Consider the following 13045-nt stretch of genomic DNA (forward strand, 5'->3'; position numbering starts at 1 on the left):
ACGCCGCGCGCCGCCCGGCGCGGGGGTTGTGCCGAGCGACCGCGCGAGTAGGCTACGCGCCCGATGGAGCGGCTCGAGAGCTACGTCCAAGGTCAGTGGCGCGCCGGCCAGGGCGCGCCGCACGTGCTCGTCAACCCCGCGACCGAGGAGCCGCTCGCCGAGACGAGCACGGACGGTCTCGACCTCGCGGCCGCGGCGGCGTTCGCGCGCGCCGAGGGCGGACCCGCGCTCCGCGCGCTCACGTTCGCGGAGCGCGGCGAGCTGCTCCGCGCCATGTCGCGCGCAGCGCACGCCGAGCGCGACGCGCTCCTCGACGTCGCCATCCGCAACGGCGGCAACACGCGCGGCGACGCCAAGTTCGACGTCGACGGCGCGATCGGCACGCTCGCCTACTACGCCGACCTCGGCGCCCAGCTCGGCGACGCGCGGCTGCTCACGGACGGCGACGGCGTGCAGCTCGGGCGCTCGCCGCGCTTCTTCGGCCAGCACATCCTCGTCCCGCGCCCCGGCGTCGCTGTGCACATCAACGCCTTCAACTTCCCCGCGTGGGGGCTCGCGGAGAAGGCCGCCTGCGCGCTCCTCGCGGGGATGCCCGTCATCACGAAGCCCGCGACCAGCACCGCGCTCGTCGCGCTCCGGCTCATGAAGATCTTCACCGAGCGCGCCCCGCTGCCGCGCGGCGCGCTCTCCTTCGTCGCCGGCCCGCCGGGCGATCTCCTCGCGCACCTCGGCGGCGAGGACGTCCTCGCCTTCACCGGATCGAGCGCCACCGGCGCCGCGCTCCGGCTCATGCCGGGCCTCGCGCGAGAGGGCGTCCGCGTGAACGTCGAGGCCGACAGCCTGAACGGCGCCGTCCTCGGCCCCGACGCCGCCCCCGGCTCCGAGACGTACGCGATGTTCCTGCGCGACGTCGTGCGCGACATCACCCAGAAGGCCGGCCAGAAGTGCACGGCGATCCGCCGCATCTTCGCGCCCGCGGCCGTCGTCGACGCCGTGCGCGACGACCTCGTCGACCGCCTCCGCGACGCGCGGGTCGGCGATCCCACGCAGGACGGCGTCACGGTCGGTCCGCTGACCACCGCCGACCAGCTCCGCGGCGTGCGCGCGGGCATCGAGCGCCTGGCCGCGGATGCCGCGGTGGCGCTCGGCGGCGCCGCGCCCTTCGAGGTGATCGGGGTGCCCCCGGGCAAGGGGTACTTCGTGCCGCCGACGCTGCTCGTCGCGAGCGGCCCCGACGGCGCGCCCGCCGCGCACGAGCACGAGGTCTTCGGCCCCGTCGCCACGCTCTTCCCGTACGACGGCGGCGCGGCGCACGCCGTGGCGCTGCTGCGCCGGGGCCGCGGGAGCCTCGTCTGCTCCGTCTACAGCGACGACCGCGCCTTCGCGGCGGAGGTGCTGCTCGGCGTCGCGCCGTACCACGGCCGCGTCCTGCTCGGCAGCGAGAAGATCGCCGATCAGGCGCCCGGCCCGGGCACCGTCCTCCCGCAGACGATCCACGGCGGCCCGGGCCGCGCCGGCGGCGGCGAGGAGCTCGGCGGCCTGCGCGGGCTCCATTTCTACTCGCAGCGCACCGCCGTGCAGGGGTCGCGGCCGGTCCTGGAGGCGATCCTCGGGGCGAAGGGCGAGCCGCGCCCCGCGCCGGCGAAGCCGTAGATCGCGAAGGCCGGGGTAGCTCTTTCCGTGGACTTTATGGTGAAGTCTCGCCCATGAGCGCCGGCCCGCAACTCATCGGCAAGACGATCGCAGGGCGCTTCCGCGTCACCGGGTTCATCGGCGAGGGCGCGATGGCGGCGGTCTACCGCGGCGAGCAGGACGCGGAGCCGCGCGACGTCGCCATCAAGATCATGCACCCGCAGCTGCTCGGCGACGAGACGTTCGTCACCCGCTTCTACCGGGAGGCGAAGGCGGCGTCGCGCCTCCACCACCCGAACACGGTGCAGATCCTCGACTCCGGCGTGGAAGGGCACCTGCCGTACATCGTGATGGAGCTCGTCGCCGGGCAGGACCTGTTCGAGGTCCTGCTCGCCGAGCGCCGCTTCTCCGAGGCCCGCGCCGCGCGGTTCCTGATCGGCATCACCGACGCCCTCGCCGCGGCCCACGCGCGCGGCATCGTGCACCGCGATCTCAAGCCCGAGAACGTGATGGTCGTGCGGGATCCGGCGGATCCGTCGGTCGAGCGCGTGAAGGTGCTCGACTTCGGGATCGCGAAGATGGTCGAGAGGAACGGCCGGTCCGGCGACGACGGGCCGAACAGCGCGCCCATCAGCGTCTGGGGCTCGGTCACCACGGTCGGCGTGGTCGTCGGCACGCCCGCGTACATGTCCCCGGAGCAGTGCCGCGGCGACGTCATCGACGGGCGCAGCGACGTGTACGCGTGCGGGGTGCTCCTGTTCCTGCTCGTCACGGGCCGGCTCCCCTTCCCGCCGACGGCCGTCGCGTGGGAGGTGGCGATGGATCACCTCCGGAAGCCGCCGCCCGCGCCGAGCCAGTTCCTGCCGCAGATCCACCCTGCCCTCGAGGCGATCATCCTCACCGCGCTCGCGAAGTGGCCGAACCAGCGCCAGCAGAGCGCGGCCGAGCTGCGCGACGAGCTCGAGCGGCTCCTGCCCCACCTGTCGGACGCGCTGCTCCCGGCCGCCCGGACGAGCGCGCCCGAGGACGCTCCGACCCTCGAGGTGGCGATGCCGCCGTCGCTCCGGAGCTCCATGACGGCCGCGCCGCCGATGCGCGAGGGCGACACGCCGCCGCCGGCGCAGCGGGGCGAGGCGCTGGCGAAGTCCGTGTTCCGCGAGGCGCCGCTGACGGAAGGGCCGCCGTCGAGCGCGATCCTGTCGCTCGCCGCGACGCTCCCTGGCATCGCCCTCCCGCGCGAGGCGCCGGCCGGACCGACGTCGGACGACTTCTCGCGCACGCTCCCGGCGGTGCGGCGGCTCGTCGCGCCGACGAGCGATCCGCCGGCGAGCGACGTCGTGATCCACGATCGCAAGGACTTCGGGCCGCTCCTCCCCGCCGTGGGCGCCCGCGCGCCGTCCCCCCGGCCGGACGCGCCGCGAGGCGCCGGCGCGACCGCCGCCGCGCAGCCGCGGCCGCCCTCGCGGTCCTCGGCCGAGAGCGTCATCGAGATCGCGCCGGCGCCGATCCGGCGCGATCGCCGCCCGCCCGCGCGCCCGACGGACCTGTGGATGGTCAAGCTCGTGGTGCCGCTGGCGCTGGTGATCGGGCTGGCGCTCGGGGTGCTCGCCTTCTTCCTGAGCCGCTGACGCCTCGCGCGCTCGGCGCGGGCGGGTACGGCGGGCACCTCGAAGGCGGCCGTTCTTCCCGAGCCGCCGACGCCTCGCGCCTCAGGCGCTGGCCGGCGTGACGCGCGCCTCGAAGGCGGCCCGGAGCGCCTGCGCGCGCAGCTCGACCGCCGCGGACGCGGGCGGCGGGACCGGCGCCTCCGCCTCGGCCGACAGCGCCATCGCGAACGCGTCGATCGCGGCCTCGACGACGCCCTCGATCGGGCGCGCCGCGAGCTCGTCGGGCGCGTCGTGCACCGCCACCATGCCCATCAGGACGGCGCGCACGTGGGCCGCCGCCCGCGACGAGGGCGCGGCGCCCCCTTCGTCGGCGCCGCTCGCGCCCCGCACGCCGCGCGCCGCCGGCTCCGCGCCGGCCCGCGCCGCCCTCGCGATCTCGGCGGAGAGCGGCCAGCTCAGCCGCGCCACGAGCCGCTCCTGCACGTAGGCGCGGACGCTCGCGTCCGTGCGCTTGCGCTCCTCGGGCAGCGCCGCGATCGGGCGCAGGTCGGACGCGAGCTCCCGGCGCGCCGGCTCGAGCGCCTTGTCGATCGCCGCGGCGAGCGCGCGCCGCTCGCGGCGCAGGTACGCCGCGCTCGCGCGGAGCCGGTCGGCCTCGGCGCGCGCCCGCCGCCCGGCCTCGCGATCCTCGGCCGCGCGGGCCGACGCCGTCTGGGCGAGCTCGGCCGCGATGCGGCCCGCCTTGCGGCGGAGCGCGCGCTCGCGGAGCGCGTCGCTCGCGTCGACGATCTGCTCGGCGAAGAGCGCCTCGACCTCGGCCCACCCCGACGCGGCGAGCGCCGCCTCGTCGCCGAGGCGCCCCTTCAGCGAGAGCCGCGCAGAGAACGCGATCGGCGGCGTCAGCGAGGCGATGGAGCTCGCCGCGAGGCTGTCACGCACGTGCGCGAGCACCGTCTCCAGGGCGTCGGGCTTGAGCCGGTCGGCCTTGTTCGCGAGGATCTGCACGGGCACGCCGAGCGCGCTGATCTCGGAGAGCACCCGCCGCTCCGACTCCTTCATCGCCTGGGGCGCGTCGAGCAGCCAGATGGCGACGTGGGCCTCGTCGAACGCCCGCCGCGCCTCGGCGATGTGATCGGGGTCGGGCGCGTTGAAGCCGGGCGTGTCGAGGATCTCGACGCGCTTGAGCCGCTCGATGGGCGCGTAGATGAACACCCGCGCGACCTTGTCCCCGGCCGCCGCGAGCGCGCGCAGCGTGTCCTTCAGCGCCGCGTGCGGCACGACGCGGTCCTGCCCGCCGCGCACGACGATGCGCGCGAACGGATCGGGCGCCCAGGCGACCCAGTGGAGCGTCGCGGTCGTCGGCAGGACGCCGGTCGGCGCCACGTCCTCGCCGAGCAGCGCGTTCAGGAACGTGCTCTTGCCCGCGTTGAACTCGCCCACCACGGCCGCGCGGAGCGGCCGCTCCCGCTCCACCGCGAGGGCCTCGATCGCCGCGAGCAGGTCGAGCCGGTCGAGGAGCTTGGCCGTGCGCGCGAGCTCGCGCAGCACGTCGCTCCACGCGGCGGCGGCGCGGGCCCCGGCGGGGCCGTCCGCGGGGGGCACCCACGCCTGCGCGATCGCGCGGCGCATGTCGTCGGCCCACGCCGCGCCCTCGCCGGTCACCGCGTCGAGCGCGTCGAGCGCGCCGCTCCCCTGCCCCGCGGACGCCATCGCCGCGGCGTCGCGGAGCCGGACGAGGTCGGGCGGGAGCGGGGGCGCGGCCGCGCCGCGCGGCTCCTCGTCGTCGTCCTTGGCCTTGGCCTTGGCCTTGCCGCGCGCGACGAGCGCGTCGAGCGCGCCGAGGTCGCGCGTCTCGACGGCCATGCGGAGCAGCGCCGCCGCGGCGGCGCGGTCGCCCGCGGAGAGCCCGCGCGCGAGCGCCTGCCGCGCGTCGTCGCGCCGCCCCTCGGCGAAGGCGAACGCGGCGGCCCAGGTCGGCTCGTCGAGCGCGCCGGCGGCGCGGACGACGCGGCGCACGCGGTCGACGACGAGCACGTCGCGGGAGGCGGCGACCAGGGCGGCGCAGAGCTCCGCAGCGCCGGGGACGTCGAGCACGAGCGCCCGCAGCCCGAGGTCGAGCGCCCGCCCCACCACGGCGGGCGGCAGGGCCGCGGAGGAGCCCGCCGCGGAGGAGGCCGCCGCGGCGCTCGCCTCGGCCAGCGCGAGCCGGGCGAGCACGAGGGCGGCGCGCCCCTCGATCGCGGTGGGCTCGCCGAGGATCTCCGCGGCGGCGCGCGCGCCGTCGAGATCGCCGTACGCGAGCGCGCACTCGGCGCGGCGGAGGGCCACGTCGCGGTCGGGCACGGTCGTGAGCGGCGCCGGGATGCGGTCGAGCCAGCGCTGCGCGCGGGCCGGGTCGCCCGCGGCGAGGTCGAGGTCCGAGAGATCGAGCAGCGCGAGGCGCGCCGCGTCCCGCTCCTCCGGCGCCGACGTGGCCCGCTCGATCGCGTCGCGCGCGCCGTCCCAGCCGACGCGCTGCCCCGCGCGCCCGAGGCGGAGCCACACGTCGGCGCGCCAGGGGACGCGCTTCGCGAGATCCGTGAGCGCGGCGACGACCTCCTGGTCGAGCCACGCGTCCTCCGCGGCGTCGGCCCAGAGCGCGAGCCCGACGGCCGAGTCGGGCAGCACGGACAGGATGGTGCGGGCGTGCTCGCGGGCCTCGAGGGGCATGCCCTTCGCGAGCGCGGCCTCGGCGGCGCTGCGCTCGTTCTCGAGGCCGAGGGCGAGGATCTCGACCCGCCCGAAGAATCGGTTCAGCGCCTCGACGAGCCTCGCCATGGGCCGGATGAAAGCCTTCCGGGAGGGCGGTCGTCCAAGGAAAAACGAAGGCCGGCGCGGCGGGCGGCCAGGCTCCGATCTGGCCGGCGACTCCCCCGGGGAGCCTCGCTGGAGATCTCGACCTGGGCGGGGCCTCGAAAACGAGGGGACCGCCAGGTCCGGGCCCAGGTCAGCCGTCTGGCGACGAGCGCTCGGACAGATCTCGACCTGGGCGGGGCCTCGAAAACGAGGGGACCGCCAGGTCTGGGCCCTGCTCAGCGTCTGGCGACGAGCGTTTTGCCAGGCCTCGATCTGGACCACGCCTCGAAAACGAGGAGACCGCCAGGTCTGGGCCCACTCAGGATCTGACCACCAGCGCTCGATCAGGTCGGGACCCAGTCAGGGTCTGGCGACGAGCGTTCGGCCAGGTCTCGACCTGGCCCGAGCCCGGAACGTGAGCGCTTGTTGTTAGAGTGGACCCGTGCCGGCCGACATCGTTACAGGGCGCGTCGACGCGCTGATCGTCACCGCGCTGCAGGACGAGCTGGAGGCGGTGCTCGCCCTCGGCGAGGGCGGTCGAGACGGCTGGCGGGAGGCGCGGGATCCGGGCGGGTTCCCGTACTTCGTCCGCGACCTCTCGAACGACCGCGGCGAGCCGCTCCGCGTCGCCGCGGCGTGGTCGGGGCGGATGGGCGAGAGCGCTGCGGCGGCGAGGGCGCAGGGGCTCATCGAGGAGCTCGATCCGGGGTGCCTCGCGATGTGCGGCATCTGCGCCGGCAAGCGGGGCGAGGTGTCGCTCGGCGACGTCATCGTCGCCGACCGGGTCTACAGCTACGACGAGGGCAAGCGCGTCGCCCACGGCGGCGGCGAGGGCGCCTTCTTCCACGACATCGAGACGTACAACCTCGAGCGCACGTGGACCATGGAGGCCGCGCCCTTCGCGCGCGAGTTCGAGCGGCAGGCGGCGTTCGCGGCCGAGCGCCCGCCGTCGAGGCCGTCGCAGGCGTGGTGGCTCCGGCACGCGCTCTACGAGAGCCAGGTGGAGGGGGGACCGCCGCCCGTCTCGCGGCCGGAGCGCGCAGCGCGGTGCCCGGGCTGGACCGAGCGCATCGGCGAGCTGGAGGCGGCGGGCGTGCTCCGCATCGGCGACGGCGGCCTCGAGCTCACGGAGGCGGGCGTGGCGCAGGTCCGCCGGGATCGCCTGCTCCACCCGGACGGCCCGCCGCCGGCCCGGCCGTTCCGCGTGCACATCGGCCCGATCGCCACGGGCAAGGCCGTGCAGGAGGACGCGGGGCTGTTCGAGCGGCTGAAGCCGATCGGGCGGAAGGTGCTCGGCGTCGAGGTGGAGGCGGCGACGATCGGCCACGTCGCGGAGCGCCTCGGGAGGCGGTCGATCATCGCGAAGGCGGTCTCGGATCACGCCGACCACGACAGGGACGACAGCTTCCGCGCGTTCGCGTGCCGCGCCTCGGCGGAGTTCCTCGTCGCCTTTCTGAGGCGCTTTCTTGCGCCTGCGCGCGCCGAGCACGCCGGCCGAGGCCCGAGGCTGCGCCGCTTCCCGGCGCGGGCGCGGGGCGGCCACGCGGATCCGCACGGCGACGACATCCTCCTCCCGGGGGAAGGGCGCAGCGACGATTTCCTCTCGCGGGTCGAGCGCGTGTGCAGGCTGCGCGAGCCCGAGGGCGTCAAGATCGAGTGGTTCGACGCGCCCCTCCCCTTCGGCGTCTACCTTCGCGTCTCGGTCAACGAGGGCGGCATCGTCCGGATCGCGCCGCTCGCGGCGCTCGAGAGCGGCATCTCGACCGAGGCGGTCTCCGCGTTCATCGAGAGCATCGACGCCTCGTACCGGCGCGAGGATCCGGGCCTCGTGTCCACGCTGGTCTACGGCGGCGAGCCCGCGCCGGAGGAGCTCGTGCGTTACGCGAGCGCGCGGCGCGTGCGCCTCGTGCGGTTCCTCGAGTACCAGGGGCTCATCGACTTCCGCGGCTACCTTGCGTGGCAGAACGCAAGCCTCGAGCGAGACCCCACGTATCCGCCGGATCTCTACGTCGACCAGCGCGTCGCGCTCACGACAGGCCAGGAGGAGGTGGCGCGCGAGCGCGCGCTCGACGCCGTCGCGGAGCTGCTCGACTCGGAGCACAGCCGGTTCGTGCTGGTGCTCGGCGACTTCGGCACGGGCAAGACGTTCCTCCTGCACGAGCTCGCGCGGCGAATGGGCAGGGCGGGCGGCCCGCTGACGCCGGTGCTCATCGAGATGCGCGCGCTGGAGAAGGCGCGCGACCTGAACGCGCTCATCGCGCAGCACCTGGCGCTCGCGGGGCTCGGCAAGATCGATCTGCCCGCGTTCCGGCACATGCTGGCCGAGGGGCGGATCGCCCTCCTGTTCGACGGCTTCGACGAGCTCGCCTTCCGCGTGACGTACGACCGCGCGGTCGAGCACTTCGACACGCTGATCCAGGCGGCGCAGGGCAAGGCGGCGAAGGTGGTGGTCACGAGCCGTAGCCAGCACTTCATCTCGGAGCAGCAGGTGCGGTCCGCGCTGGCGGAGAAGGCCGCGCTCTTGCCCGGCTACCGGCTCGCGCGGCTCTTGCCGTTCACCGAGGCGCAGATCCGCAGGTTCCTCCTCAACCGGCTCGGCGGCGAGGAGGCGGCCGACGCGCGCATGCGGTTGCTCGCGGACGTGAAGGATCTGCTCGGCCTGTCGGCGAACCCGAGGATGCTGGGGTTCATCGCCGAGATCGAGGAGGCGCAGCTGCGGCAGGCGAAGTCGGGCGACGGGGAGATCACCTCGGCGGGGCTTTACAAGCTGCTCCTGGATCGGTGGCTCGTCTGGGAGTACGAGCGCGCGCACCCGAAGGGCGCGCAGCCGGGGCTGTCGGTGGCGCAGCGGTGGCGGGCGGTGACGGAGCTCGCGACGCGGCTGTGGCAGCGGACGGAGCAGAGCGTGAACGTGCGCGAGCTGCCGGCGGAGCTCATCGCGGCGCTGCAGGCCCTCGGACGGCACGAGCTCGATGTCGGGGTGACGGCGCACCAGATCGGATCGGGGACGCTGCTCGTGTGGGACGACCAGGAGAACTTCCGGTTCATCCACCAGTCGGTGCTCGAGTGGCTCGTGGCGCGAGAGGCGGCCGAGGAGGTGCAGCGCGCCGGGCAGGCGGCGGCGCTCGAGCAGCGCGAGCTGAGCGACCTCATGGCCGATTTCTTCGGGGCGCTCGCGGGCCGGAAGGCGGCGGAGGCATGGGTCCGCGCGGCGCTCGGCGGGGCGTGGGGGACGGTGGCGGCGGCGAACGCGCTGCGGATCGACGGGCGGATGGGGCTCGGGGTGAGCGAGCGGATGAACCTCGCGGGGGCGGACCTGCGGGGGCAGGACCTCTCGGGGAAGGATCTCAGCGGGTGCGACCTGCGGGGGGCAGATCTACGGGAAGCCAAGCTCGTAAGGGCGAACCTGAGCGGTGCGCTGATGGCGAAGGCGCTGCTCGACGGCGCGGACCTCACCGGCGCGAACCTCACCGGGGCGGATCTGACGGGGGCGACGGCGATCCGGGGGCGCCTTGTGGGCGCGGATCTGACGGGGGCGACGCTCGCCTCGACGAGGCTGCGCGGGGCGAAGCTCGTGGGGGCGCGGGGGGCGCGGTTCGACGGGTGCGACACGTTCGGCGCGGCGATGCCGGAGGCGGCGAGGTTCGAGCCCGCCTGGGTGCAAGGGAGCCGGTGCAACGCCGTGGCGATCAGCCCCGATGGGACCCTGCTCGCATCGGGTCACTCCCACGGGATCGTGGTGTGGGACATGGCGACCGGGAGCGCGCTGCGCAGGCTGGACGGCCATACCGACAGGGTCACGAGCGTCGCCTTCAGCCCTGACGGGGATACGCTCGCGTCCAGCTCGGCCGATTGCACCGTCCGGCTGTGGGACGTGTCGACTGGCAACGTGCTCTGCGTGCTCAAGGGGCACTCTCGACACGTGAACAGCGTGGCGTTCAGCCCTGATGGCGAGACGCTGGCTTCCGGCTCTTCTGACCGCACCGTCCGGCTCTGGCAGGTGGCCACCTTCCAGCCGATCGCCGTGCTCCTCGGCCATCTGGATGGAGTGATGGCCGTCAAGTTCAGCCCTGACGGCGAGACGCTGGCCTCCGGAGCCCACGACACCATCGTCCGGCTCTGGAAGGTCGCGACGGGCGAGACGCTCCGCATCTTGAGCGGCCACCGGGCTGGCGTGCTCAGCGTCGCGTTCAGCCCCGACGGCGAGAGGCTGGCCTCCGGCTCCCTGGACTACGACATCGGCCTCTGGCGCGTATCGACGGCCGAGGTGCTGCACATGCTGAAGGGCCACGCGCGACATGTGAGGAGCGTCGCGTTCAGCCCCGACGGCGCGACGCTCGCCTCTGGCTCGAGCGACGGGACCGTGCAGCTGTGGAATCGATCAGGCGTCGCGCTACACGCGCTCGAGGGCCACTTGGGTGGCGTGACGAGCGTCGCGTTCAGCCCTGACGGCGCGACGCTCGCCTCGGGCTCGAAGGACAGCGCGGTGCGGCTGTGGCACGTGTCGACCGGCGGCGCCTTGCGCGTGCTGAAAGGACAGCCGAACGTGTCCATGGCGATGGCGTTGAGCAGCGATGGCGCGACGCTCGCGCTCGCCTCCGAGGACTTTGGCGCTCATCTCTGGCGGATGTCGACGTGGACCGCGCTGCCGCCGCTCATGGATAGCGGCATCTCCTCCGCGAAGCTGGCCTTCAGCCCTGACGGGACGACGCTGGCGTTCGCACGGCGCGACCACACGGTCTGGCTCCGGAGGCTCGGCGCAGGCCGCTCGGCGCGCGTGTTGAGCGGGCATTATCATGACATCACGGAGTTCGCCTTCCGCCATGACGGTGCCGTGATCGCGTCAGGCTCGCTCGACAGGACAGTGCGACTCTGGCACACCGAGACAGCGGAGCCGCTTCGCGTGCTGGAAGGCCACGACGATGCAATCAGCAGCGTGGCGTTCAGCCCTGATGGATCGACGCTGGCCTCAGGATCGGTCGATCGAACCATCCGGCTGTGGAAGGTGGACGGCGAAGGAGCGGTGCGCGTGCTGGAAGGTCATGGCCACGTCGTGCAGAGCGTGGCGTTCAGCCCTGATGGATCGACGCTGGCCTCGGCATCGGACGACACGACCGTGCGGCTCTGGCCCCTCGCCGAGGGCGGTGAACCACGCGTGCTGCGCGGCCACGCCGGCCCGGTGATAAGCCTGGCTTTCGGCCCCGACGGTGCCTGGCTCGCGTCGGGGTCCGACGACGGCAGCGTTCTCCTCTGGCGCGTGTCCGCCGGCGAGATGGCGCGCGTCCTCCAGGGGCACACCGGCGAGATCGTGAACATGGCCTTCATGCCGGATGGCGAGACGCTGCTCTCCAGCTCCACCGACGGCACCGTCCGCTTCTGGGACGTGCTGACCGGCGCTTGCCGCGCCGTGCTCCTCAAGCTCCCCGAGGGCTGGGTCGCCTTCCGCCCCGACGGCCGCTACAAGCTCGGCGGCAACGTCGCGGGAGGCTTCTGGCACGCCGCGAACCTCTGCCGCTTCGAGCCGGGCGAGCTCGACGCGCTGGTGCCTGGCCTGCGCATCCCGGACGACGAGCCGCTGCTCCCCGCGTCGCCTGCGCTCCACGCCTCGACGGCCAGGGAGAGCGTCTCGACGACCAACCGAGTCCGCCTCTTCTTCAGCTATTCCCACGAGGACGAGGGGCTCCGAAACGACCTGGAGAAGCACCTCGCCCTCCTCGAGCGCGACGGCCTGGTCCGGGGCTGGCACGACCGCCGTATCGCGGCCGGCGATGACTGGGCTGGCCAGATCGACAGGCACCTCGAAGACGCGGACGTGATCCTGCTCCTCGTGAGCGCCGATTTCCTCGCCTCCGATTACTGCTTTGACAGGGAGATGAAGCGCGCCCTCGAGCGGCATGACGCCGGTCAGGCCCGCGTCATTCCGGTCCTCCTCCGGCAGACCGACTGGCACGGCGCCCCCTTCGCCCGGCTCCAGGCGCTCCCGGCCGATGGCAAGCCGGTCACGTCCTGGCAGAACCAGGACGAAGCCTGGACCGAGGTGGCCAAGGGCATCCGGCGCGCGGTCGAGGCGCTCCGCGTCGCCAAGGCGCGCTGAGGGCTCGGTTGATCTTCTACGCCGTCCCGCCGATCGCCTCGATCACGATCCCGCCGAACCGGGCCTCGTCGGCGCGGCACCGCACGCCCCGGATGACGCATGCGTGGCTGTCCCGAGGCTCGCCGGTATCCGCGTAGCGCGCCTCGAAGCCGCCCTCGAATGACGTGTTGAAGAACTCGAGAGGCCGCCCGGCCTCGTCGGTGGCCTCGTGCTTGCAGAGCCCGCACACAGCGCGCGGGTGGCGTGGCCACAGGTCCAAGGGATCGCCGCAGATCGGGCAGCGGTGCGTCCCGTCCGGCATCCCGCTCCCGTCGGCGGTCACGAGGCGCGCGCCGCGCTCGCCCGCGGCGGACCGGTACGGGCCGCTGAGCCCAGCGATGCTGGCGCGGTCCTCGCTCGCGACCGCGAACAGGCCGGCGCCGGCGAGGGTGACCGCGTCGAGCGCCGCCGCGAAGCCGGGCCGGTCGCCGATGTCCTCCCCGCGATCCTCGTGCCAGGCGACGATCTCGACGCCTTCCCGGCTGGCCCAGGCCTCGATCGCCTGGCGCTGCTCTGGAGCCGAGGCGCACACGGCGTCCGTGGAGATGCGGACGTAGGCCACGGCGCGCTCGGGGCTGCCGCGCTTGAACCGGCACGCTGTCATCCTGGATGAGACAACCCTGGACGGCGACGGTTGTCCAGCGCTGTGGTCACGGGTGGCTCGTCAGCGCGCGGCGGAGATCGCCGGGCTACCGACAGCTCGGGGGCGGAGCGTTCGCGCTGCTCATCGTCGAGATCGGCGCGGCGGCGGCGGAGGACGACGATCTGCTACCGTAGTTCGGGCACAGCGAGGCCCGGACCGTCGAGGCCCGAAGGTGGTTCTCGCAGCAGTCCGGGT

Annotated in this window: 6 protein-coding genes; 4 read left to right on the plus strand and 2 right to left on the minus strand. The window is 74.3% G+C overall.

Annotated elements, in window-relative coordinates:
- The first annotated feature begins 63 nt into the window (after window positions 1-63).
- Both WMF14_RS20555 and WMF14_RS20560 read left to right on the plus strand, forming a co-directional pair.
- A complete protein-coding gene (locus tag WMF14_RS20555) occupies window positions 64-1653 on the plus strand; it encodes a 3,4-dehydroadipyl-CoA semialdehyde dehydrogenase (RefSeq protein WP_437803255.1) in 1590 nt (529 codons plus the stop codon).
- A 53-nt stretch (window positions 1654-1706) separates the two neighbouring features.
- Window positions 1707-3260, plus strand: a complete 1554-nt coding sequence (locus WMF14_RS20560) for a protein kinase domain-containing protein (RefSeq protein WP_437803256.1) — start codon at window positions 1707-1709, stop codon at window positions 3258-3260.
- Between the two features lie 81 nt (window positions 3261-3341).
- Here the strand turns inward: WMF14_RS20560 and WMF14_RS20565 are convergent, their stop codons facing one another.
- Window positions 3342-6056, minus strand: coding sequence for a dynamin family protein (locus WMF14_RS20565; RefSeq protein ID WP_437803257.1), 2715 nt, complete (start codon window positions 6054-6056; stop codon window positions 3342-3344).
- Window positions 6057-6516: 460 nt separating this feature from the next.
- Here WMF14_RS20565 and WMF14_RS20570 point away from each other — a divergent pair, with 460 nt between their 5' ends.
- Window positions 6517-12168, plus strand: coding sequence for a pentapeptide repeat-containing protein (locus WMF14_RS20570; protein WP_437803258.1), 5652 nt, complete (start codon window positions 6517-6519; stop codon window positions 12166-12168).
- Between the two features lie 16 nt (window positions 12169-12184).
- Here WMF14_RS20570 and WMF14_RS20575 read toward each other — a convergent pair whose 3' ends face one another.
- Window positions 12185-12811 carry a recombinase family protein gene (locus WMF14_RS20575; protein ID WP_437803259.1) on the minus strand — a complete coding sequence of 209 codons (627 nt, stop codon included), beginning with the start codon at window positions 12809-12811 and terminating at the stop codon, window positions 12185-12187.
- Window positions 12812-12816: 5 nt separating this feature from the next.
- Between WMF14_RS20575 and WMF14_RS20580 the strand changes: the two genes are divergently transcribed.
- On the plus strand, window positions 12817-12984 hold the full coding sequence (locus WMF14_RS20580) for a hypothetical protein (RefSeq protein ID WP_437803261.1): 168 nt from the start codon (window positions 12817-12819) through the stop codon (window positions 12982-12984).
- Window positions 12985-13045: the final 61 nt, after the last annotated feature.

Origin of the sequence: Sorangium sp. So ce693, assembly GCF_051521375.1 — a bacterium.
GTDB lineage: Bacteria > Myxococcota_A > Polyangia > Polyangiales > Polyangiaceae > Sorangium > Sorangium atrum.